General features: G+C 47.6%; 18 protein-coding genes and 1 pseudogene. 4 read left to right on the forward strand and 15 right to left on the reverse strand.

Going from position 1 to position 23,598, the window contains the following annotated elements; all coding sequences use genetic code 11:
* Positions 1-110 precede the first annotated feature (110 nt).
* Entirely contained in the window at positions 111-3,311 is a 3,201-nt protein-coding gene (locus AXG56_RS09840) for a DEAD/DEAH box helicase (RefSeq protein WP_062514230.1), read from the forward strand.
* 41 nt (positions 3,312-3,352) lie between these two features.
* Here AXG56_RS09840 and AXG56_RS09845 read toward each other — a convergent pair whose 3' ends face one another.
* The 8 genes and pseudogenes from AXG56_RS09845 to AXG56_RS09885 all read right to left on the reverse strand — a co-directional run bounded on the left by AXG56_RS09845 (position 3,353) and on the right by AXG56_RS09885 (position 11,852).
* Positions 3,353-4,237, reverse strand: a complete 885-nt coding sequence (locus AXG56_RS09845; protein ID WP_008635655.1) for a heme A synthase — start codon at positions 4,235-4,237, stop codon at positions 3,353-3,355.
* A gap of 222 nt (positions 4,238-4,459) precedes the next feature.
* Positions 4,460-5,302 (reverse strand): ABC transporter ATP-binding protein, encoded by an 843-nt coding sequence (locus AXG56_RS09850; protein WP_008635652.1) that lies wholly within the window; start codon positions 5,300-5,302, stop codon positions 4,460-4,462.
* Positions 5,303-5,483: 181 nt separating this feature from the next.
* Positions 5,484-6,014 (reverse strand): chromate transporter, encoded by a 531-nt coding sequence (locus tag AXG56_RS09855; protein ID WP_008635649.1) that lies wholly within the window; start codon positions 6,012-6,014, stop codon positions 5,484-5,486.
* Positions 6,011-6,571 (reverse strand): chromate transporter, encoded by a 561-nt coding sequence (locus AXG56_RS09860; protein WP_008635646.1) that lies wholly within the window; start codon positions 6,569-6,571, stop codon positions 6,011-6,013. Before AXG56_RS09860 ends, AXG56_RS09855 begins: the two co-directional genes overlap by 4 nt.
* A gap of 18 nt (positions 6,572-6,589) precedes the next feature.
* The gene (locus tag AXG56_RS09865; RefSeq protein WP_026578222.1) at positions 6,590-8,203 is read right to left on the reverse strand and encodes a gamma-glutamyltransferase family protein; all 1,614 of its coding nucleotides are present in this window, start codon (positions 8,201-8,203) and stop codon (positions 6,590-6,592) included.
* A gap of 67 nt (positions 8,204-8,270) precedes the next feature.
* Complete coding sequence (gene uraH / locus AXG56_RS09870) at positions 8,271-8,618, reverse strand: hydroxyisourate hydrolase (protein ID WP_008635643.1); 348 nt, start codon at positions 8,616-8,618, stop codon at positions 8,271-8,273.
* Between the two features lie 12 nt (positions 8,619-8,630).
* Positions 8,631-10,121, reverse strand: a pseudogene (gene pucL, locus AXG56_RS09875) (factor-independent urate hydroxylase).
* Positions 10,122-10,214: 93 nt separating this feature from the next.
* Entirely contained in the window at positions 10,215-11,852 is a 1,638-nt protein-coding gene (locus AXG56_RS09885) for a PucR family transcriptional regulator (RefSeq protein ID WP_062514235.1), read from the reverse strand.
* Positions 11,853-12,046: 194 nt separating this feature from the next.
* On the opposite strand from AXG56_RS09885, the gene AXG56_RS09890 reads away from it, so the two are divergent.
* From AXG56_RS09890 to allB, 3 genes are read left to right on the forward strand one after another with little or no spacing between them, the layout of a single operon-like run.
* Entirely contained in the window at positions 12,047-13,297 is a 1,251-nt protein-coding gene (locus tag AXG56_RS09890; RefSeq protein ID WP_062514238.1) for a M20 family metallo-hydrolase, read from the forward strand.
* Between the two features lie 15 nt (positions 13,298-13,312).
* On the forward strand, positions 13,313-14,572 hold the full coding sequence (locus AXG56_RS09895; RefSeq protein WP_062514240.1) for an alanine--glyoxylate aminotransferase family protein: 1,260 nt from the start codon (positions 13,313-13,315) through the stop codon (positions 14,570-14,572).
* A gap of 19 nt (positions 14,573-14,591) precedes the next feature.
* Positions 14,592-15,920 (forward strand): allantoinase AllB, encoded by a 1,329-nt coding sequence (allB, locus tag AXG56_RS09900; protein WP_062514242.1) that lies wholly within the window; start codon positions 14,592-14,594, stop codon positions 15,918-15,920.
* 22 nt (positions 15,921-15,942) lie between these two features.
* Here allB and AXG56_RS09905 read toward each other — a convergent pair whose 3' ends face one another.
* From AXG56_RS09905 to AXG56_RS09935, 7 genes are all read right to left on the reverse strand, one after another.
* The gene (locus AXG56_RS09905; RefSeq protein WP_062514244.1) at positions 15,943-16,827 is read right to left on the reverse strand and encodes a fumarylacetoacetate hydrolase family protein; all 885 of its coding nucleotides are present in this window, start codon (positions 16,825-16,827) and stop codon (positions 15,943-15,945) included.
* Entirely contained in the window at positions 16,772-18,004 is a 1,233-nt protein-coding gene (locus tag AXG56_RS09910; RefSeq protein ID WP_062514246.1) for an amidase, read from the reverse strand. Before AXG56_RS09910 ends, AXG56_RS09905 begins: the two co-directional genes overlap by 56 nt.
* A gap of 102 nt (positions 18,005-18,106) precedes the next feature.
* Positions 18,107-18,628, reverse strand: a complete 522-nt coding sequence (locus AXG56_RS09915; protein ID WP_062514248.1) for a (2Fe-2S)-binding protein — start codon at positions 18,626-18,628, stop codon at positions 18,107-18,109.
* A complete protein-coding gene (pucD, locus tag AXG56_RS09920; RefSeq protein WP_062514250.1) occupies positions 18,619-20,877 on the reverse strand; it encodes a xanthine dehydrogenase subunit D in 2,259 nt (752 codons plus the stop codon). The genes AXG56_RS09915 and pucD overlap by 10 nt, the downstream gene beginning before the upstream one ends.
* Before the next feature lie 3 nt (positions 20,878-20,880).
* Positions 20,881-21,753 carry an FAD binding domain-containing protein gene (locus tag AXG56_RS09925; protein ID WP_062514253.1) on the reverse strand — a complete coding sequence of 291 codons (873 nt, stop codon included), beginning with the start codon at positions 21,751-21,753 and terminating at the stop codon, positions 20,881-20,883.
* Positions 21,750-22,388, reverse strand: a complete 639-nt coding sequence (locus tag AXG56_RS09930) for an NTP transferase domain-containing protein (RefSeq protein WP_161484907.1) — start codon at positions 22,386-22,388, stop codon at positions 21,750-21,752. The genes AXG56_RS09925 and AXG56_RS09930 overlap by 4 nt, the downstream gene beginning before the upstream one ends.
* A complete protein-coding gene (locus AXG56_RS09935; protein WP_062514255.1) occupies positions 22,372-23,439 on the reverse strand; it encodes an XdhC family protein in 1,068 nt (355 codons plus the stop codon). The genes AXG56_RS09930 and AXG56_RS09935 overlap by 17 nt, the downstream gene beginning before the upstream one ends.
* Positions 23,440-23,598 lie beyond the last annotated feature (159 nt).

Raw genomic sequence — 23,598 nt, forward strand, 5'->3', positions numbered from 1 at the left:
GCCCGCTAAAATCAATGCTTGACGTGACAGGCCATGATTCCTTCCACTTCTCTCCCCCTCTGCAAACCTGTTATAATAGAAGCAAATAACGTTCAGTAAGGATGCCATATATGCAAAGTTATTTACTACAACCGAAAGATATACAAAAGATTACCGGTCCCACTTACTATGAGCGGGGTAAACGCTACTTCGAATCAGGTAAAGTGTATGGACTGTCACATAATAGCGCCATCCGTTCCTGGCGGGCGGTCGTAGCGGGGACCCATGATTATGAAGTCCGCGTTTTCTTTTTTGACGATGAAGATGTCGAGGCGACGTGCGAATGCCCGGCATATGCAGAGCACTATACGTGTAAACATATCGCCGCCGTTTTAATCGCCATACGTGAGAAAACATTGGAGGAGCTCGCTCCGCGTCTGGCTGAGAAAGGGAAGAACGTCCAATTCCCTCCGGCCAGTCAAGACCGTATGTTCGCTGTAAGTTTGTTTGAGGCTTTCCGGCAGCGTCAGGAAAACCAGTCGGAAACAGAAAGCAAGCGGCCGCTGCAAGTCAACTATTTTCTGCACCTTCAATCCATGCTTGGCGCGAAGAGTCTTGGAATGGAGATTAAAATCGGCGAAGGCTATCCCTACGTCATCAAGAATATTCGGGAGCTTCTTGACCACATTCGGAAGCAGCAGCCTTACAGGATTACGAAAAAGTTCACCTTTGACCCATCCGAACACCTGTTTACAGAGCTGGATAAGCGAATTTTCCATATTCTTCAGCGGGCATATGAACAGGAGCAGTTTTATGAGCAGCATTGGAGTATGAACGATAAGAAAGTTTTACGCATTCCACCTGCCATGACCAAGGATCTCCTTCCATTGCTACAGGAACAAAATGCTGCGATGATTGACCGTGGCGATCCGATGGGGGCTTTCCGCTTCGAACAAGATTTTCCGGATTTGTCCTTTTACGTAACGGAAGAACGCGGTCACTTTCATATGCATATGAACAAGTTGAAGGAATATGATTACCTGGCAGATTACCATATGCTGTACCGTCAGTCTTCCTTCTATCCAATTGACCCGGAGAAAGAAGATATTTTGAGGACCTTATATACCACGCTCCCATACAACTCGAGCGGAAGTCACACAGTAAGCTATCACGATATGGAAGGAATTGTTTCCTACGTCCTGCCAGAGTTAGAGCGGATAGCTGACGTTAATCTGGACTCTTCCGCTAAGGAAAGAATTATTCAGGAGCCATTGCGGGCAGAAGTTTATTTGGACTTCTCCCAATGGACATTAACCATTGATGTAAAGTTCCATTATGGTGACATTACCATCGATCCTTTTCAACAGAATAACGTCTCTCAGGCAATTATACAGAGAGACAGTCAAACGGAAGAGCATATCATGCAGATCATTGAGTCTGCCGAATTTAAATTTGATGGAGAAATGGTCTATATTGAAGATGAATACCCTTTAGATGTTTTTCTGCGCTATTATCTTCCGAAGCTTAAAGAGTGGAGTGATGTCTACTTATCTTCCTCCGTACGCTCTTTAATTAGCGAAGAAGCACACGAACTCCAAAGTTCCGTCGAGCTTGAAAACGAAGGGAACTGGCTTGATATCCGCTTTACCATTGAGGGAATCAGCTCTGATGACATACACGAAGCGCTCAAGGCCGTAATTGAAAAGAAAAAGTATTATCGACTCTCGGATGGAGCTCTAATGTCTTTGACCTCGGACTCCTTTGAACGCTTCCAGAAACTTATGAACGAACTGGATCTTACCGCACAGGATTTAGATGACAATCAACTCCACGTTTCCACGGCGCGGAGCCTTCAGGTGGAAGATGCCCTTCAACCGACGGATGCGGAACGAAACCGGCTGTTCCATGAACTTGTGAACCAGCTTAAATCACCACAGTCGTTTGATATCGCACCTCCATCTGGACTGAATGCAGAGCTGCGCTCCTATCAGCTCACCGGTTTTCGTTGGATGAAGATGCTCAGCCACTATGGTCTCGGCGGTGTCCTTGCGGATGATATGGGACTTGGAAAAACGCTGCAGACGATCACTTACCTGCTTCATGAAAAAGAAGAAGGGCTGATGAATGAACCGGCGCTGATTGTTGCTCCGGCTTCTCTCGTCTTTAACTGGAAGAAGGAATTAGAGAAATTTGCACCTTCCCTTTCTCTCCAGGTGTTGACCGGGGACCCGTCTTCACGTCAGGAAGCTCTGGAAGCAGCTGCTTCTAAAGATGTTTGGATTACCTCGTATCCATTATTGAGACAGGATGTTGCCTCCTACAGCGACCAGTCATTCCACACCATGATTCTTGATGAATCACAGGCGATCAAAAACGAAGCGACCAAAACTGCCGTCGCGGTACGATCCGTAAAAAGCAGACACCGCTTCGCCTTAAGTGGAACACCAATTGAGAATTCTCTTCAAGAGTTGTGGTCTTTATTCCGTGCAATTATGCCGGGGTTCTTTCCGAGCAAAAAGAAATTCACGCAATTAAAACCAGAGAAGATCTCCATGATGACGCGGCCGTTTATATTACGACGGATGAAGACGGAGGTTCTTGATGAACTACCGGATAAGATCGATTCTGTCCAGTACTCAGAGCTGACCAGGGAGCAGAAAGAGGTTTACCTCGCCTACCTGGAACGAATCCAGAACGATATCCAGGAGACCATTGCGACAAAAGGAATACAGCGAGGGAAACTTGAGATCCTGGCTGGATTAACACGCCTCCGCCAAATTTGCTGCCACCCGGCATTATTCCTGGAGAACTATGAAGGGAAATCAGGTAAATTGGAGCAGCTGAAGGAACTTGCTTTGGAACGGAAAGAAAATGGCAACCGTCTTCTTATTTTCTCTCAGTTTTCCAGTATGCTTTCTCTCATGCACGAGGAACTCCAGAAATCCGGTCTGGATGCCTTTTATTTGGACGGTCGGACAAAAACAGAAAAACGTATGGAAATGGTCGATCGGTTCAATGCCGGAGAGAAAGATGCTTTCTTTATCTCCTTAAAAGCCGGAGGGACCGGTCTGAATTTGACCGGAGCCGACACGGTCATTTTGTATGACCTGTGGTGGAACCCGGCAATCGAGGAACAAGCCGCCGGTCGTGCACATCGAATCGGCCAGGAAAAAGTCGTTCAGGTCATTCGAATGATAGCAGAAGGTACGATTGAAGAAAGGATCTATCAACTGCAGCAGAAGAAAAGGGATCTTGTTGATCAAATTATCCAGCCTGGTGAATCGATGCTTACCTCTTTAAGTGAAGAGGAAATCAAACAACTCTTTGCATGAAATAAAAAAGCAGCTGTCTCACAAGAGACAGCTGCTTTTGTTTACACTGCGGCTTTTTTACGCATTTTAAACCAGTACCCGCCAAGGATGCTTGCTCCGATAGCCATCGTAACCGTTGATATCAACATGTGGAGGGACGATGCCAATACGACATTGCCCGTAATGACGATTACAAACCCTACAGCAGCGTTCATAACGATTGATAACAGGTACAACCAGGACAACAAGATATGATAGCGGAACCTGGAAGCGTAAATGACAAACCAAATGGCAGCTACGATAATGACGAACGTAGCGACCCAATGGAGCGAATAAATCATGTTGGCAATGGATTCACTCTTAATTAAGTACTCCATTGCAGGTATATCCAAGAGAACATTGCTGGCACGACTATGTTTAAAGAAAGCACCCAAAATGACTTGAAGAACGTATACACTATAGCCGATCAGGAAAGCACGGTAGCTTTGAGATACAGACGACCAGCGATCTCGATCCAACTCGACTGGTTTGTTGTTCAAACTGTAGCTGAGCAGTACAAGAATGACCAACAGCATTTGGCTGAACGTTACATCAAATGTCGTGAAGCCGGGAGGTGTTCCCAAGAGCACGTTCAAACCACCAACCATGGATTGGAAAAGCAGCAGAATGATACTCAGGATAGCCAATACGAATACAGGCTTATGCTTACGGTATTTGATGATAGCACCGATTGCATTGATTCCAGTCAATACAACAAGAAGTGGAACCATTAAACGGTGGGAATACTCGATGATGACATGATAATCCGTAATATCAGGAATAATTTGTCCATTACATACAGGCCACGTACTTCCGCACGCATCCCCGGAATCGGTTGCGACGACAAGGTTCCCGAGAATTAGTGCGAGAAACGTGACGATGGTAGTTAAAATTGAAAATTTCTTCATCGTCTTACCCTTTCTCTATTTAGATGTTAATTATAAAAACATGAAGTTCCAAAATAAATCATATCACGAATTAGAATTAATAGAGAAAGGAAATCCTATACGTTTCTCATGAACTTTTTGTGAACAACCTAAATTCACCTACTTCTTCGAGGTTGACCATTAAAAGAATGGACGATCATAAAACAAAAAAAACCGGGAAGGTCCATTCCTCCCCGGTTTCCATCAGACCGTAACTGCTGCTTGTTGTTTGCGCGCTTCCGCCTGGGCTTGTTTGATAAGACAGCGGCCCTTTCCGTGCGGGATACACATCGGTGTGCCGAACAACGGATCTTCTCTGACATCACACGTCATCTCAAATACGTGCTGCATCATTTCACAGGAAACGACTTCTTCCGGCTTCCCTTGAGAATACACCGTTTTATCTTTGACAGCGATGATATGGTCGGCATAACGACAGGCAAGGTTGATATCATGGAGCACCATGACGACCGTCCGGCCTTTATCCTGATTCAAGTCGAACAGCAGATCTAAAATCTCAATCTGGTGAGTCATATCCAGATAGGTAGTCGGTTCATCAAGCAGAAGCGTATCGGTGTCTTGAGCCAATGTCATGGCAATCCACGCACGCTGCCGTTGTCCACCGGAAAGAGAATCGACGGTACGATCCTTCAATTCCGTTAAATTCGTATCTTCTAATGCCGTCATCACTGCATGTTCATCGTCTTTCGACCAACGCTTTCCGAAGCCCTGGTATGGATAGCGGCCCTGTTTAACAAGCTGATACACAGTCAAACCTTCCGGAGTCGTTGGACTTTGCGGAAGAATCGCCATCTTCTTGGCAACCTCTTTTGTCCGCATTTTTGCGATATCCTTACTATCAAGGATGACTTCGCCTGATTTCGGTTTCAGTAACCGCGCCATTGACCGGAGCAGAGTGGACTTCCCGCACCCGTTCCCACCGATGAGTACCGTCACTTTTCCTTTAGGGATTTTCACATCCAAAGAATCGATAATGATTGAGTCGCCATATCCTAATGTCAAGTTATTTGCAAACAAGGTATCCATAGTCGATCTCTCCTTTGTTATCACACATTCCAACGCCGTCATCTATATTCAATCATGGAATTCCGAGTTTTCTCTACTTTCTAGTTTATGGGCTCTATCGATTGCTGTCAATGAATTTGAGAATCATTTTCATTACACACTTGAAAATAATATGCAGGATGCCTCTGTGAAAGAACTCTTCTTATCCGAGAAAAAGCGCGCCGTAACCAAGTGCACCTGCAATGACCAACGCAGGGTGGACTTTCCACCGTTCCAAAAGCAGAAAGCTCGCTGCTATCAGAAAAATAGTTTGGAAAAGCCCCGCCCCTTCATAAGAATTCACAAAAAAATCATACGTAATTATTCCGAGCAATACAGCGATCGTTGGTCTCACCAGCATAGTCATCCGCTTTACGCGTGGTGATTCTTTGTATTTATACAAAATTCCAAGCAGTGCGATCATTAGAATCATGGACGGCCCTACTGTGGCTGCAATTCCGATGACGGCACCGAGAACCCCGCCCTGTTCATATCCGATGTAACCTGCCATTTTTGTCGCAATCGGTCCGGGCAATGCATTCCCCATAGCCAATATTTCACTGAACTCCCTAACCTCATACCAACCATAACGATCCACTACTTCATTCTCCACTAAAGGGATGGAAGACGGTCCACCGCCGTATCCTAGAATCCCCGGTATGAAAAAGGCGACAAATATCTTCCAATAGATCATGATGCACCCTCCTTCGATTTTTGCTTCCCTTTACCGGTCAGTGCCGCTACTAACAGAATGGCAATGATAATTCCCGGGTGTACGCCCAGCGGCCGCAAAAGGAGGAGCGTGCCACATGCAAGCAAACCTGTCATTAGATAACCAAGTCCATTTGCTGCTTTCTGTAGAAACTGCCAAGTCAGAACGGCAAGCATCACACCGACAACCGGTATGACCGCCTGCGTCATCCCCTGCACCCATGCTTTGTCTTTAAAAGAAGAAAGCGAAGTCAACAGCACAATCATCAAAACAATGGTGGGGAGAATGGTAGCTAGAATGGCATTGGTCATCCCCAGCGTTCCTTTTACCCGAAAACCGATATAGCCGGCCATTTTAGTCGCAATGGGTCCAGGCAGCGTATTCGCAAGAGCGAGAAGATCACCAAATTCATCATCATTCATCCATTTATACTTTTCAACGACCTCTTTATGTACGAGCGGTATAGAAGACGGCCCCCCGCCATAGCCGAGGATACCTACTCGGAAGAATGCGAGGAAGATTTGAAGCTGTATTCTCATTTCCCTTCCCCCTTCCCTTTACCAGGCCGCGACAGAACCGTCGGTCCGGGATTCTGTTCCTCCGTATAACGTGCCGGTCTCCGAATCTCTCCAGATGATCTGCCCACGTCCGAACGATGTTCTGTCTTCCATCACTTCTATCTCATGGCCCCGTGCGCGCAATGCCTCCAATGCCTCTAATGGAAAATCACTTTCTACAAGCACATTCCTGCCGGTTTTCCATTGCCAGCGGGGTGCATCAAGAGAGGCTTGGGGGTTCAGGTGGAAATCGATCATATTCATAATGACCTGGACATGCCCCTGCGGCTGCATGAACTCTCCCATGACACCGAACGGCCCCACTGCCTGCCCCTTACATGTCAGGAAACCGGGAATGATCGTGTGGTAACTTCGCTTTCCACCCTCCAGGCAGTTGGGGTGATCGGGGTCAAAAGAGAAATTACGACCGCGATTTTGAAGCGCAATTCCTGTTCCTGGAACGACAAGTCCGGATCCAAATCCGTTATAGTTGCTCTGTATGAAAGAAACCATGTTTCCTTCTTCATCTGCTGTTGCTAAATAAACCGTTCCACCCGTCGATGGATTTCCAGGTGCCGGCAAAGCGGCCTTAGCACCGATTTCTCCTCTTCTACTATCTGCATATGCTTCACTCAGGAGTTCATCAACATCAACTCTCATTGAATGTTTCTCAGCAATATAGTGACCACCGTCTGCAAAGGCAAGCTTCATTGCCTCAATCTGCTTATGGAACGTGCTGCCGCTGTCTCTCTCTTCAAATGAGAATCCGTCCAACAAACGAAGGGCCATCAAAGCGACGATTCCCTGTCCGTTCGGAGGCATCTCCCATACCTCATACCCCCGGTACGGGACAGACACGGGGTCCACCCATTCCGGCTTGTAACCGGAGAGGTCCTCTTTCGTAAGGAAACCACCGCACTGTTCAGAGAATGCCGCTATACGGTCAGCAAGTTCGCCGGTATAAAAATCAGCCCCCTCCGTTTCAGCTATGGCGGCAAGTGTCGCAGCGTGGTCTGTCGACTGCCATGTATCGCCGGCTTTCGGAACCTTTCCTCCCGGTGCAAAGGTATCAAACCAAGAAGAGAATTCTTCCCTCGTCAACTCATGCTTATACCGTTCATATGCCCTGTTCCACAGCTTGCTCACGATGGGAGAGACTGCAAACCCTTCTTTTGCATATGCAATTGCCGGCTCAAGAAGTTCCCGAAATGGAAGCTTTCCGAACTTTTTCGAAAGTTCCACCCACGCCCCGGGAGCACCAGGTACCGTCACAGGCATCCAGCCATATTGCGGCATCTCTTCATACCCAAGAGCTTTCATTTTATTAATCGATATGCCTGAAGGGGCGGGACCGCTCCCGTTCAGCCCGTGCAGTTTTCCATTTATCCAGACTAACGCGAAGGCATCACCGCCGATACCGTTCGATGTCGGTTCGACAACTGTCAAGGCAGCAGCAGATGCGATCGCTGCATCGACAGCGTTCCCCCCTTTCTTCAATATATCCAACCCGATTTGAGCCGCAAGCGGTTGAGATGTTGCCACCATCCCTTTCCTGGCCGTTGTGCTCACACGACGGGATTGATATGGGTAATGCAAGTGATTGATTTTCGCCATTCTTTCCACCCTTTCTTTTTTCTATGAACAGACAGAAAGGAAATGACGGAATTCCGCCATTTCCTGATCAGCTTCCTCTGTAAACCTGATAACCAAACGGTGAGACGAGAAGCGGTACATGGTAATGATCTTCCCCTGCTTCCACTCCGAATCGAACCGGAATCGTTTGCAGGAACGGCTGTCCGTCTACGCCCCTCTCTTTAAAATAGTCCCCTATATGAAAAACAAGTTCATACGTTCCGTCATGCAACGAGCCCTCTTCCACAATTGGAGCATCCAGACGCCCGTCTTCATTCGTATAATCCGTTTTTAAATGAAAGTATTCCCCGTCTCGAATTTCCAGACAGTCAATTTTCACTCGGGATGCGGGTTTCCCATCAGCAAGATTAAGTACATGCGTAGTCAGTGATGCCATCAGTTAAACTCCTTACGTATGCATCCGTGCTTCGGATACGGTAGTTTCTTCGGAACCAAGATCAGCTTTTGTTACGTGGAATACCTGAAAACCATAAGGCGGACGGGGCTCCGTATAGACTTTCCCCTCAGACCCCTCGATTTCCTCTACTACGGCCTCCCACGTCCGGTTCTGGGATTCAAAGGTCACGTCCTTCAGCTGCGGGAAACGTTCGAGAATACGGCAGCCGATCCTGTAGATGAGGTTTTGGATCGATGGTGTCTGGAGTTCGTGAAACACACTGGAAGCAATATCCCTGATTTGTTCGGCGGCAACGTATAATGGAGGTTTCCCACCATAGGCATCTGCAACATTTTCATAACCCCAGTGAATATTCAGGTAAATGAATAACGGTCGGTTGCTGTCTTCCGGAAGCGTCGTATACTCATCACGAATGTACCCCGTAAATGAATTTCCCTTTACTTTGATCAATTGAAGGTCGGTCAGAGAGCTGCGTTGTTTGTTTATGACCGTTCCACCGTCTGCTGTACGGATAAATTCCGTCGAAGCGGATACCCGCTCATTCCGGGAATGCTTGAAAACGACATCGCTCTTACTCCTGCCGTCAGAAAGGGATCGTGCTGAGGTCTGCTCAAAAGGGATTTCTTCCCCTGACATTTCCACCCGCTCAAAGTGGGGATACCGATCCAGGAAAGCCTTGGCTGCGTAAGCAAGGAATCCCTCCGTCGTTGCTCCTTCGTAGGTGGCAAGGTGCCTTAGAATGAAGTTTTTCATAGAATCCGTCGCGACAACTTTTGTATTATCCCCTTCGGTAAAAGAGGATAAAAATTCCTTCCCTCCGACAGATACGCTTGCATTGAGGCCGTACACGACATTGTCACGGCCACTGAAGTCCGATTCCGGGATTTCCTTTACTCCTTCGAGCGGTTTCATATAGGTGCGGTAAGCAAAGACATCTTTTTTCCCATAATACATTAAGCGGTCATTATCCATTAAATCTCTCCTCTATTCTTCTATTTTGTCTATAAGACGAAAGGAAGCGATCGCATAGACTTCTTCCAGCGCCTTCTCAAATTCCGCTCGTCTGTCATTAGCAACCCGCGTTCGCAATGCGGCGTGAATCTCAGTTTTACGTTTTCCCTTCACCGCAAAAATGAAAGGAAACTGAAAACGCTGCTGATAGATTTCATTCAGATGATGGAAACTCCTGAATTCTTCTTCTGTTAAATCTCTCAGTCCCGCCTCTTCTTGTTCAGAAACAGATTGACTGCTCATTTTAATGTTTGCACCCAAGTCGGGGTGAGAACGGATAAGCTCCAGCTGTTCCGTTTGAGGAGAATCAGCCACAATTCCGACCATTTTCTCATGAAGGTCTTTCAGGGAGATGAAAGGCCTGAACTTGGCTGCTTTCTTCGCCACCCACGGGGAGCTTTCGAACACTCCACCGAGCTCCTGGATAAATTGCTCGTCATTCCAATCATTCAATTCTTGTAATCGGACCATCGCTTCCTCCTCCACCATGCTTTATTTACCTGAATTTTACTTAATATTCTGACAAAAGTCATTATGCAGCATCCACAAGTTTCACACACAATTTTAATCATAGTAACTAAATTCAGGCGCCTCTAGTAAGTGTCTGATTCGTAGTGCAAGTCGAAGACGGATGGTGACCTCTGAATCTGATACACGTTCCCCCAGCAGCTCTTCACATTTCTCAAGACGATACACCACTGTATTTCTGTGAACGTACAGCCGTTTTGCCGTTTCAGAGATTTGACAATGTGTTTCAAGAAAAACAAACAAAGTCTGAAGCAGCGTCTCTTCTTTATCCATCCCCCTGGAGAGCAAAGGCTTCAGGGAATGAGCGCAGAACTCCTGTAAATCTTCCCGAGGAATAATGCGCAGCAATTCTTCGATATCTTTCGTTTGATAGAGTTGAATAAACCCGTGCTTCCCGGCTAACGTTCCCGTCTTCATAGCTCTCTCAGCTTCCTTGAAGGCGTTCTTCACCTGCAGAAGCCCCCTCGCAATATTGCTGACTCCAAAAGACAAAGAACGTTGAAAACGCTGTTCTATTTTCTTTTGAACCAACCCCAGGGAGGACCGGGCATAGGCATTAATATTTTCCACCGTGTCCTTCACTTCAAAGATGAGGACACACAGATCCCCCTTCGTGAATAAATGAGTGGATGAAGAAAGCCGGATTACTTCATCTTCCATATATTCATAGATGGCATCGATCGCTCTCTGATTCTGAGTATAGCTCCCTTCAGCAAGACTCCCATCTACTTTTCCTGCTGCACATATGTAATTCGCTTCCCTCTGCAGCGAGAATTCTTTCGCTCGGCTTACGATTTCATCATCGGAATGGTATAAACCCTCTGTGAAATGGAAAAAGAAATCATTCTTTACCCGTTTGGAGTACTGCTTCAGTGCATTTTCCTTTACGAGTTCAAAAGATATGACGTTGACAGCCTGTTCAATGGTAAGCATCTTACCATGATCGGTCGGATGAAGTTCCCCCATGACAAGGAGGTACCCTGCTCTTTTCTCGTGTGTATGAACGACAAACACAGAGTAACACTCCCGATCAGACACGATGGAAAAACTGAAGAACGGAGTATCCGGAAAATAAGCAGAAAAATCTTTGAAATACAGCTCTCCAATCCCTTTTTTCAATCGTGTGCTGACATTTGAATAAGCGATCGGCTTCGCATAAGGATCAAGCAGAACAACTGGATGGTCGATCGTTTCTGCAATGTTCCTCATCAATCCCTCCATCCCCTTGCCTCTCATCACATGATCGGTAAAGCGTTTATGCGTCTCCAATGCTTCCTTCAGCTCATTGGTACGCCGGTCGAGAATACTGCTCAAAATTTCATTGACAATATCCCCAAGAGAATTATCTGCAGGAATTTCAATGATTGGAAACCCGAGACTATCTCCTTCCCCCAATACCTCACCAGGGATCTCCTGTAAAAAACGCTTCGTTTTAATTCCGAGTGCAGCACATCCCTGACTATCCATATGTCGAACGAGGTCTACGAGCTCCGCAGGATTTTTCCGAACATGATAGGCAGTCGTGACAAGCATTTCATCCTGTTTCAAAAAGCGCGCGATGTCAGGTGCATCCATCATATTGACATGGAGCACTTCCCGGTCGATCCCCGTGACACCGGCAATCACTCTGCTGCCGCTCAACGCCGGAACATCTAAAACATTTTTTACTTTCAAACGAGTATCCCCCTAACTATTATTGCGTACATTTTATCACAAATTTCTGATAATTTATTGATGTTGCACAAATAAATGAGCAAAATCCTACATAATTGCTAATGATGTTCTTCCTGTCTATTGATACACTTACAACTACTATTATGGTTACAGGACCTTTCCTGTCTCCATTACCAGACAAAGGATGGATAGGAATGAATACCAATACGGGAAGAGATCAAATCAATATTCCTGCAAACGAGGAACTGATCGAATGGCTGGCATCCTACGGTAAAACAAAAGATGGAGGTGTCGAACGTCTCCTCTATACGGAGGCTTGGCTGAGTGCCCAGAACGCTTTGAAGGAACACATGGAATCTATCGGACTCACTTCCCGCTTTGACAGTGTCGGCAATCTTTTTGGGAGATTGGAAGGAAGTGAGCCGGAAGCGGACTGCGTCCTGACCGGTTCTCATATCGATACCGTAAGGAACGGAGGCAAATATGACGGCGCCTACGGAATCATTGCGGGTCTGATTGCCGTTCAGCGACTAATGAATGAATTCGGAAGACCGAAGCGCTCGATTGAAATCGTTTCTCTCTGCGAAGAAGAGGGCAGCAGGTTTCCCATTACCTTCTGGGGTTCCGGACACATTACAGGACGATATGGTTTGGAGGATGGATCCAACATCCAGGATCATAACGGTATTTCCTTATATGAAGCGATGAAAGCATGCGGCTTCGATCCTGCCCGGTACACTTCCCCCGTTCGGAAGGATATCCATCGTTTCTTTGAGTGTCATATTGAACAGGGAATCGTCCTTGAAAAAACCGGATCAGCGCTGGGTATCGTCCGCCATATCGTCGGACAGAAACGCTTCACCATAAAAGTTAATGGAGAAAGCAATCACGCAGGTACGACACCAATGCCTTTTCGAAAGGATGCCCTCGCCGTTTCAGCGGATATCATTCATTTCATTACGAAAACGGCTGCATCCACACACCCGGACCTCGTCGCCACAGTCGGGCAGATCCGGCCGGTACCGAACGTTCCCAACGTCATTGCAGGGGAAGCCCTTTTCACCCTTGACGTCCGCCACCAGGATAACGACATTCTCCAGGATTATTGTGAGGAAATCCACCGTTACTGTCTTCACTGCGAAGCCGCCTATCTCATGTCTGTCGATATGAAGCCCTGGCTTGAGGTAACGCCGGCAGAAATGGATCCGTCTCTGTTTCAATTAGCCTGCCATACGGCTGACAGGATGAACATTAACGCGAGAACGATCATCAGTGGAGCCGGACATGACGCACAGGTTTTCGCTCCTTTCTGTCCAACCTCTCTCCTATTCGTCCCGAGTCGAAATGGACGAAGCCACTGCCCGGAAGAATATACACCCCCCGAAGAACTGGAAAAGGGAATTGAGCTGCTCACAAGTATGCTTTATCAATCTGCTTATGTATAAGAAGGGAGAAAGAATATGACCTACCGTGACTTAAACACTCCAATACGAACCATTATGACACCAGGACCTGTGGAGGTGGACCCTCGAGTGCTTCGAGCCATGAGCACACCGATCGTCGGACAATTTGACCCCGCCTTTACCGCCATTATGAACGAAGTAATGGAAATGCTCCGGCAAACGTTTCAGACAAAGAACAAATGGGCATTTCCCGTCGACGGTACATCGAGATCCGGAATAGAAGCGATGCTGTGCAGCATCATCGAGCCGGGCGACAACGTTCTCGTCCCGATTTTCGGACGGTTCGGCTATCTTTTGGCGGAAATCTGCGAGCGGTACGGAGCAGAGGTACACACGATGGAATGCCCCTGGGGAGAAGTGTTCGAGGAGGAGCAGGTAATCAAAGAAATAGAACGAATTTCTCCTAAAATCGTTGCCCTTGTCCACGGAGAGACATCGACCGGCCGGATGCAGCCTATGACGAAGATAGGACACGCATGTCGACAGGCGGGCGCCCTTTTTATTGTCGATGCTGTTGCCTCCATAGGTGGAGTGGAAATTAAAGTAGACGAATGGGAGATCGACGGAATTGTCGGCGGAACACAAAAATGCCTTTCCGTACCTTCCGGAATGGCACCGCTCACTTATAACGAACGAATTGAGGAACTAATCCGAGCGAGGAAGAAAGTCGAACGCGGCATCTCGACAGAAGGGGACCGCGAAAAAGAAGGACTCAGATCCAAACCATTTATTAAGAGCAACTACCTGGATTTAAGTATGCTGCAGGATTATTGGGGCCCTAGAAGGCTGAATCACCACACAGAAGCTACGACCATGCTGTATGCTCTGAGAGAAGGCCTGCGCATCGTTCTGGAAGAAGGGCTGGAATATAGGTTTGAACGCCACAAGCACCATGAGTCCGCCCTCATCAAAGGATTAGAAGCAATGGGGCTGCAAATCTTCGGCAATCCAGCCTGCAAACTCCCGACCGTAACGTGTGTGACAATACCTTCTGAGATTGATGGGGAATCGGTACGAAGGATGCTGCTTGATGAATTCGGAATCGAGATCGCAAGTTCATTCGGTCCTCTCCAAGGAAAAATATGGAGAATAGGAACGATGGGGTACAGCTGCCGGAAGGAAAACATCCTCCACACACTGAGCGCGTTGGAAGCTGTTCTTATCCGACACGGCACAGATATACAGCCCGGAAAAGCACTGCAGGCTGCTTTGGACAGCTACGGCGTACAGACATTCAGAAAGTCAGCGCAGCACTGACAGAAAGGGGACAGCTGATATGAATGGAACGTTGGACTTAATAATAAAACAGGCGTCCGTCGTTTTAGAAAGCGGTATCCTACAGAAGGATATCGGTGTTAAAAACGGGAAGGTCGTCTCTATCGAAGATACGCTTTCCCAACCGGCCGCCGATGTGTATGATGCCTCCGGGCTGCATCTGTTCCCGGGGATGATCGACACCCATGTCCATTTCAATGAACCGGGCCGGGAAGAATGGGAAGGGTTCACTACCGGTTCACGCATGATGGCCGCCGGAGGCGCAACGATGTTCTTCGATATGCCTTTGAACGGCATACCGTCCACCACCACACGCGGAGCCCTCATCGAAAAGCAAAGAGTAGCAGCTCAAAAATCACTCATAGATTTCAGATTATGGGGTGGTTTGGTTCCCGGAAATGAACACCACCTCGCGTCCATGGCGGAGGAGGGGGTGATCGGCTTTAAAGCCTTTCTTTCTGAGACAGGAAACGATGAATTTGAAGCAGTCGATGACCATACCTTGATTCAAGGAATGAAAGAAATCGCAAAAACAGGAAAGATCCTGGCTTTGCATGCTGAAAGTGGACCAATGACTGCATTTCTAACAAAGGAATTTTCAAAAAGAGGTAATGGTACACCGGAGGAATACCTCGCTTCCAGACCTGTCGAAGCAGAACTGGAAGCAGTGGAAAGAGCTATTTATTATGCGGAGATAGCGAAATGCCCTCTCCATTTCGTCCATATAAGCAGCAAGAGATCCTTAGAAAGAATTGAAGCAGCGAAAGCAAAGGGCATGGACATTACAGTCGAAACATGTGCCCACTATTTATTATTCAACCATATCGCATTAAAGCAAAAAGGAGCCATCGCTAAATGCGCTCCACCACTGCGCTCCGAAGAGGAGCAAAAAGAATTGATTGAACTGGTGATGGAAGAGCGATTCGATTTCATTACTTCCGATCACTCTCCATGCCCCCCCGATATGAAATCATCGGACAACTTGTTTGAGTCATGGGGCGGTATCAGTGGTGGACAATTCACCCTACTATCTATGGTCGAGCTTGCCGTCACTTATAATATTCCTTTTGAAAAAATTGCTTCGTTGACTGCCGGCAATGCTGCAAGGCGGTTTCAATTGGAAAACAAAGGACATATCCGAATTGGTAACGATGCAGATTTCGCCTTAGTGAACACCAGAAGACCCTTCACCGTGACAGAGGACAACTTCCGGGCTAAGCATAAGCACAGCATATATATGGGACACACTTTTCCGTGCACGATCGAAGCATCTCTGTCACGCGGGAGGATGGTTTTCAAGCAAGACTACGAAAAGCAACGCACTAATTAAAAGAAACCAGGGCTCCATCCTGCTAAAGGACGGTCACCCTGGTTTCTTTTCTTTCTACTGGATTTTCCAATGGATTTAAACCGGTGATTAAGCAGCCAGGACGGTCACCTGGATGAATCATGTTTGAACCCGGCGTCCCGGTCAAAATGACATCCCCGGGCTGTAACGTCATGATTTTCGAGAAAAAAGAAACGATGAAAGCTGGTGAATACATCATATTTCCTACTGTATTCTCATGCGTAACTTTTCCATTTAAGGTTGTCTTCACTATGACGTCTTCAAGAGAAGACCAATGATCTCCAGATACGAGATCGGACCCAAGGGAACAAAAGGTATCAAAGCTTTTGGACCACTGCAGATACTTATCATCAGCTCTATGAATGTCTTTCTCCGTCATATCAAGAGCTGTCGTGTACCCGGCAATAAAGCGCTGAGCCTCCCTCACCTCTATATCCCTGCAGGTTTTTCCTATAATAATAGCAAGCTCTCCTTCCGCTGCTACAGAAGTCGATCCCTTCGGAAGCTGCACCGCCGCTCCAGGACCGATCAACGTTGTTGGAGGCTTCATAAACGTAACCGGCTCCTTTTTCGGCGCTTCGCCTGTAAGCTCCATCACTTTCTCTACATAGTTCATACCTACACCAAGAGTTTTCCCGGGACAGAGAAGCATATCATCCGGCTGAAGGTTCTCTAATTTCCGATAAGGAAAAGAGGAAAGCTTGTTTCTTCCGGAACTCCGATACCAACCCACAAGCTCTTCCCATTGTCCTTCCTTCAACAGCCCGTCCAAATCAATACTCCAGTTCTTTCCTTCTATATAATTGATTGTCTGCAGAGAAACAACCTTGCCTTCATGCACGATTCCACAGTAACTCTTCTGGTGTTCCTTGAACGCTGTCAGTTTCATAAGCATCCCCTTTTCGTAGTTCTTTACTAATCAAGCACGCCGTTTCTAATAATTTCAGATCCTGTCCCTTTGCCGCTATGAGCGATATGCTAACCGGTCCTTCGACCGTAGAAGGAAGAGGAATAGTGACCTGAGGGAGGCCGGCGAGACCTGCGATGCATGACAATTTCATTGTTTTGGTACGAATATCCTCCAAACGCGATGCGGGGGTACCTCTCTTCGGCGGGCCCGCAGGAGTAGTCGGAAGAAGAAGTACTCCGTCATCACCAATCCACGCATTCGTCCAAGCCTTGATTTTATTCCGGTAAGCCTTTCGTTCCGTCATATCCTGACCAGAGATAGAACGGGCCCAAAGAAGGCGTCTGTATATATCATAAGCAAACCTTGGACGAACGTCTGTTATCCACCCCCCGTGTTCCTGCCATATTTCCTGCGCCTGGAGCACCCGGAACGTATCCGCCCATTTCCCAAGACCATCCTCAGAAAGAAGGCGTGTTTCTTCTTCCTTAAACATCGCTTTCACTTGACGAAGCGGAGCGGCATAGCATTTATGTAAGTCGGGATCGAGCAGCTCCCATAGATCTGATGCGATTTTTATCTTTTCCAACCGCGGACTCCCTTTTCCCCTTCGGAAGAAAATATCCCCGACACGTGACAGTATCACAGGATCATCTGCCATCCAGCCTATCGTATCAAAACTGGGAGCCAGGGGGATGACCCCTTGAACGTCGATTGCTCCATGCGTCGGCCGAAATCCATATATTCCGCAGTAAGAACTTGGGATCCGCACAGATCCGCCCGTATCCGTCCCTAATGCGAAATGGACCTCACCACCCGATGCCGCTGCCGCCGATCCACTTGAGGAACCACCAGGAATACAGGCAGGGGACTTTGGATTGATTGGTGTACCATAGTGAACATTTTCTCCGTTCAAACTGTACATCAGCTCATCTGTATGAGTCATCCCGTGAAGTAATGCTCCTTCCTCAAGCAGCCGGTCTATGACAGGCGCATTGTGCTGTGCAGGAGCATGGGTATTCAACCAATCCGGGTTACCTGCTGCGTTTGTGTGACCTTCCACAGAAATAACATCCTTCACACCGAAGGTTAAGCCGTCAAGAATTCCGGACCCAGTCGGTTCCTTCCGCATATCTTCTTTTATGAAAGCATCAGTCATCTCCTAAACTCCCCCATCTTAAAGATGTATTTTTCACAGGATAATAAGAAATCTTTCACTCATACACCCTCTATACCACTGAGATACCACGGCTCTTCCTTTTTATATCTTGACTTGACGAAGCTCACGTGCCGCTCTTTTAACAGCACGGATAATCCCTCCGTAGCCTGTGCAGCGGCAGAGGTTTCCGGACAAACCTTCTCTAATTTGCACTTCTGTCGGTTCGGGGTATTCTGCCAATAATGCCTGAACGGCCATCACCATCCCCGGTGTGCAGTACCCGCACTGGAAACCTCCATCCTTCAGGAAACTTTCTTGGATTGGGTGAAGCGCCTTTTCTCCCTTCAATCCCTCAATGGTTTGGATGGACTTACCTGCAACCTGATACACATTCAGCAAACATGCGTTCATTAACACCTCGTCCACAAGTACTGAACAAGCACCGCAACGGCCGATTTCGCAGGAGATTTTTGTTCCTGTCATACCCAGGTAATCACGAAGGAAATCTACAAGCCGCATAGAGGGGTCGACGTAATACTCCTCATAATCCCCATTAATTGTAATACGGAGCGGAGGAGCGTCCTTTCTCCCCCTGGTTTCATCTTCCATTTCTCTCATATCCATTGCTTGTTCCTCCTGTCAGCAAGCGCTCCAAGGACGGCAGCAGGTGAAATAGGAAGGCGGTCCACCCAATGACCTGTTGCATGAAATACGGCGGAAGCAATGGCGGGTGCTGCTGCCACGGTGCCTATTTCCCCTACACCTCTCGGACCGTATTCATCCCCAAATTCCAATTCCTGGATTGGTTCCACCAGCATTGTCTTGGGAACATCCTTTATGGTAGGTATTAAATACTCATCCAAGTTCTCTGTCACATACCTCCCCTTATCCATAATGGCGTCTTCCATCAAGGCGTACCCAAGCCCCATAATGCCTCCGCCCTCGATTTGTCCACGATAGCCAATTAAGCTGACAACCGGCCCGGCGGCAACGATTTGATCCAAGTCCGTCACCGTCACCTGCCCTGAACACGTATCAACTTCCACCTGTGCATAAGCCGCACTGAATGTATAAAGAAAATGACCGCCATCTACTGGATCAGAAGTCGTTGGAAAATCAAATTCTGTTGTCACGCAAAGCGGTTTTCCGTTTGCAGCGTGCTTTGCTATTGTCTGAAAATCAAGAAGTCGTTCCTCCGATAAACGCTTATACACGCCACCCGGCCCGAGCCGTAATTCTTCGTACGGGTCCCCTGTTAATCTTGACGCTTCCTGTGTAATAAGCCTCTGGAACGGTTCCTTCATCCGGCGAAATGCATGCCATACCATGCTCGTTCCTCTCGATGCTGTCGTAGAGCCGGTCGAAGGTACTTTATCGGTGTCCCCGATAATAATTATCAAATCTTCGGTAGTAATATTCAACTCCGCTACCCCGATCGTTTCTATTACGTTTAAAATCCCCTGCCCTACTTCTTCAAAACCAAAAGCCGCTTCGATTTTGCCGTCCTTCTTTAAAGTAAGACTCCCCCCTGCAGGATCAAGACGCCCATAACCAAGACCACCTCCGTGCATGGATATGGAGATACCACTACCAGTGAGTTTCCCATTCCCGGGGACATTCAGTTCCTTTCTCTTTACATGTTCCACCATCTTTTCAAGAACAGCGGACGCTCCGTTTGTCGGGGCAATGCGATGATTGAGGGGGCCCGGATCGTCCACTCCCCGGATATTGATCTTCCTGAGTTCAAGCGGATCGATTCCAGCTGCCTCTGCCAGCCGGTCCATCTGTCCTTCAAGCGCAAAAGTCACCTGGTTTCCTCCGAATCCACGAAATTCGCCGGACACCCCGTTATTTGTAAACACGGCTTTCCCTTCTGTTTCGACATGCGGTACGATATATGGGCCGACGGCATGTTCTACAGCAAAGTCAAGGATCGCCGGACCTAGCGTGGCGTATGCTCCTGTGTCAGAGAGAATCTTAACCTGATGCGCTTGGAGTCTCCCCGCGCTGTCCATCCCGGTTCTCATGGTGATTTTCATTGGGTGCCGCTTGAGACCGGAAACAATGGACTCCCTCCTCGTCTGATGAATCTTGACCGGCCTCTTTGTCTTTAAAGCCAGAAGAGCAGCGTACGGCTGAATATTCAATTCATCTTTTCCACCGAACGAACCTCCCATAGGACTTGATATGATTCGAATATCTTCTTCCTTCATGTCAAGAATCCTCGCTAATTGGAAACGGTCTTTGTATCCATGCTGTGTCCCTACATAGACCGTCAACTTTCCATCAGCTTCGGGGACAATCACTCCCCCCTCTGTTTCCATATACGTATGCATCTGGCGGGGAACGGAATAAGTTTCTTCAATAATAGTCGTACAATAACCAAATCCTTCTGCTACATTCCCTTTTCTATGAGATGCCTCATGAAGAAGGTTCCCGGTTGGATGGAGAAGGATCGCAGCCTCATCCATGGCTTTTTCAGGATCATCGATTACAGGTAAAGGGGCATACTCTACATAGATCCGGGACAATGCTTTTTCTGCGATGGTCATAGAATCAGCCGCCACCGCCGCAACGGCATCTCCCACATACCGGACTCTATCTTCACAGAACACCGGTTGATCCGGTGTGATAATACCAAATCCATTAAGACCCGGAATATCGGCTGCTGTAATGACTGCCTGCACTCCTGGAATCTTTTCAGCAGCTGTTGTATCAATGGAGAGAATCTCCGCATGCGGATAACCGCTTCTCAACACCTTCCCATAAAGCATGGAGGGGAAAGACAGATCACTTAAATATTGCAGTTCTCCTGAAACTTTCGCCTTTCCATCCGGACGGATCATCTGCTTATAAGATGACAATGTTTCCATTTTCTAGATTCCTCCAGTCCAAAGTTCATTCCTAAGCCTCTCCATCTCAAAGGCAACAATGTTCACTACGACCTGCCGGCAATATTCCTCGGATGCGAAAGGTGTAGGAGCCGGGTGGTATTCCTCTTCTATTATCTTTGCAACATCCTCCCATCGGTCTCGGCGAATCGCATGATCCCTGAGAAACAGCTCCGTCCTCTCCAGACGTCTCGGCTGGTATCCTCCTCCACCGACCGCTATACGTACTTTCTTTACGTTCTGATCGGAATCGATTTCAATGCCTCCCGCTACAGTAACGACAGATGGAATAAACCCCTCTCTCCTCCCTACTTTCCGGTAAAAGCATATTCTCTCTTCATCAGGTAGTCGAAAGGATACAAGAATCATATTTTTCGGTTTCGGTGACCGAATAAATGAACGAAGAGGTTCAACCATTTCTTTACCACCATGGAACCAAACAACTTTCGCTCCCAAAACCAGCAGCGCAGGCACAAGGTCGCCGATTCCATAGCCGACATTGCCTCCGATGACTGCCTGATTACGGACAGCCGGGGAAGCGATTCTTGAAGCTGCTTCCGAAAGAACTGGCCACTTCGCCTGAATCAATGGGTGAGAGGCACATTCCTGGAGCTTCGTCATCGCTCCAATAGACAATTCCCGTTCTCCATTCCTTACCAAATAGTCGACTTTATCAAGGTTTGGAATTGCTGACAGACTTACGATATGAAAGGGGATATCTTCACCTTTCTCCCGCTGTAACTGGAGGATCGTCCCTCCGGCTGTATAAACAGCATCAGATCCGTGCATGGTTTTCATCCGCCATGCTTCTGTTAATGTAACCGGAGAGGAAACGGCAGGGGGGTCAGTTGTCGTCATTTCGCTTCCACCTCCATACTTCTAACCCACGCATAATCCGCTCTCGTGTCAACGTCGAAGAAGCTCCATCCGTTTCGAAATGGTACACGCCTGCCTCTTTCTGCAAATTGCTTCAGTAATCGACCTGCCCCAGCATCTCCTTCCAAAGAAAGTAAGTGTTCGAAAATGGGAGCGCCCATTAATACAGGCGGCTGCACAATTCCCTCATGAACGGAAGCGACATAATAAATACCATGCTCCTTCTCAGCACTGTAGCAGGTGATCAGTTTATTGATGATACTCGCAGACAGGAATGGCTGGTCAGCAAGAAGCGTAATGACAAAGGATGCGCCATAAGCTTGAGCTGCCCGAACACCTTGGGCCAAGGATTTCGACTGTCCGTCAGCAGATTCGGTGCATCGGACAGCACTCCACTTCTCAGAGAAAGACGGGTCTTTCAGGAGAGGATCGATCCAATGGAGCGAATCCCCCTTCCTTACGACAACAAACACATGATCCAGCTCAGAATCTAAGGCTCTGCTCAAAGCTCTGCTTCCAATCGTGCTTCCTTCAAAGGGTAGTGCAAGCTTGTTTTCCCCCATTCTCCTGCTCTGTCCAGCCGCAAGGAGGATCCCTACTTTATTCCAGCGTTTCACGGGCGACAGCCTCCTTCGAAACACCATGTACGATTTTGGATAAAGGAATGAGCTCCGCCATGATGCTTACTGCTATTTCTTCGGGCCCCTCCGCTTTGATTGATAAGCCGAGAGGAGTGGTGATGGAAGGTGGAATCTCCTTGTTTCCCAACAGACGTTTCGTCCGTTGTTTCGAACCCAGGATCCCCAGATACTTCAATTGCTTCCCTATTAATCCCTGAAGGAACTCCCGGTCTTTTTGAAAACTGTGAGTCATAATCATTACACAGTCATTTGGCTGCCAATGGATATGCTTGATTATATCGGCAGGGGAGGCAGCTATTCTTTCATCTGCGGGACAGCATGAATCTTCTACAATCAAACCGGGACGCCAGTCTGCGAGAATCGTATAGTACCCGACTTTTTCAGCAAGTTCCAGCACCGGACGTGCATCTCTACCTGCACCGAGTATGACCAATCGCTGCTTAGGCTGGAAGGTATGGATGAATATATCTTCTTTCACGGACGTCCCCTGAATCCGCTGACTTCTTTCATTCGAACGATAGGTTGCCTCATGAAGAAGCTTCTGTTCTGCTGAATGAGAAAGCCAGTGATCACCGAATCTATTTCCTTCGCTTCCTTTATACATCACAAACGACGGTGATCCTTTTTCCGGGAGCGTCCGGATCATGGTTATCTGCTCCCCGCGTTCAAGAGCATCCCTTAAAGCAGCCAGCTCCTTCTGAACTTTGGGTGTGACCCATTCGACAAGAACATGAATGACACCATTGCACCCCGATCCTTCCCCCCAGGAAAGCATGTCAAATCCCCGCATATCATAGATAATCACTTCAGGATCTTTTGGTATTTTCCCCTGCTCCATCCTGGCGGCAAGATCCTGCTCGAGACAGCCTGCACTAAGCATGCCGTATTGGCAGCCGTCTCTGTCAATGATCATCCTCGCCCCTTCTTTTTTATAGGCGGAGCCTTCCACATAAACAATCGACGCCATCACACTGCCCAGGGACGGAATCCCCTTTAAATCTCTAAAAATTCCATGGATGTCGTCCATTCCGGCCTTCCCTCCTAATTTAGTCTTTTATTAATTGTTATAATATTCCGATAATTAAAATTACAGAGATGTAATTATTTGTCATATTTGGTGTTATTACCATCAGTTTAGACCAAACGACTACTCAGGTCATTGTTCAAGCTGACCAATAAAACTCCG

The organism is Halobacillus sp. KGW1, from assembly GCF_001592845.1.
In the GTDB taxonomy this organism is placed as follows: Bacteria; Bacillota; Bacilli; order Bacillales; family Halobacillaceae; genus Halobacillus.

What these genes read in the sequence shown, in the direction of transcription:
- AXG56_RS09840 (WP_062514230.1), top strand. Translation starts at nt 111, where the DNA reads ATGCAAAGTTATTTACTACAACCGAAAGATATACAAAAGATTACCGGT.
- AXG56_RS09845 (WP_008635655.1), bottom strand. Translation starts at nt 4,237, where the DNA reads ATGAAGAAATTTTCAATTTTAACTACCATCGTCACGTTTCTCGCACTA.
- AXG56_RS09850 (WP_008635652.1), bottom strand. Translation starts at nt 5,302, where the DNA reads ATGGATACCTTGTTTGCAAATAACTTGACATTAGGATATGGCGACTCA.
- AXG56_RS09855 (WP_008635649.1), bottom strand. Translation starts at nt 6,014, where the DNA reads ATGATCTATTGGAAGATATTTGTCGCCTTTTTCATACCGGGGATTCTA.
- AXG56_RS09860 (WP_008635646.1), bottom strand. Translation starts at nt 6,571, where the DNA reads ATGAGAATACAGCTTCAAATCTTCCTCGCATTCTTCCGAGTAGGTATC.
- AXG56_RS09865 (WP_026578222.1), bottom strand. Translation starts at nt 8,203, where the DNA reads ATGGCGAAAATCAATCACTTGCATTACCCATATCAATCCCGTCGTGTG.
- uraH (WP_008635643.1), bottom strand. Translation starts at nt 8,618, where the DNA reads ATGGCATCACTGACTACGCATGTACTTAATCTTGCTGATGGGAAACCC.
- AXG56_RS09890 (WP_062514238.1), top strand. Translation starts at nt 12,047, where the DNA reads ATGAATACCAATACGGGAAGAGATCAAATCAATATTCCTGCAAACGAG.
- AXG56_RS09895 (WP_062514240.1), top strand. Translation starts at nt 13,313, where the DNA reads ATGACCTACCGTGACTTAAACACTCCAATACGAACCATTATGACACCA.
- allB (WP_062514242.1), top strand. Translation starts at nt 14,592, where the DNA reads ATGAATGGAACGTTGGACTTAATAATAAAACAGGCGTCCGTCGTTTTA.
- AXG56_RS09905 (WP_062514244.1), bottom strand. Translation starts at nt 16,827, where the DNA reads ATGAAACTGACAGCGTTCAAGGAACACCAGAAGAGTTACTGTGGAATC.
- AXG56_RS09910 (WP_062514246.1), bottom strand. Translation starts at nt 18,004, where the DNA reads ATGACTGATGCTTTCATAAAAGAAGATATGCGGAAGGAACCGACTGGG.
- AXG56_RS09915 (WP_062514248.1), bottom strand. Translation starts at nt 18,628, where the DNA reads ATGGATATGAGAGAAATGGAAGATGAAACCAGGGGGAGAAAGGACGCT.
- pucD (WP_062514250.1), bottom strand. Translation starts at nt 20,877, where the DNA reads ATGGAAACATTGTCATCTTATAAGCAGATGATCCGTCCGGATGGAAAG.
- AXG56_RS09925 (WP_062514253.1), bottom strand. Translation starts at nt 21,753, where the DNA reads ATGACGACAACTGACCCCCCTGCCGTTTCCTCTCCGGTTACATTAACA.
- AXG56_RS09935 (WP_062514255.1), bottom strand. Translation starts at nt 23,439, where the DNA reads ATGGACGACATCCATGGAATTTTTAGAGATTTAAAGGGGATTCCGTCC.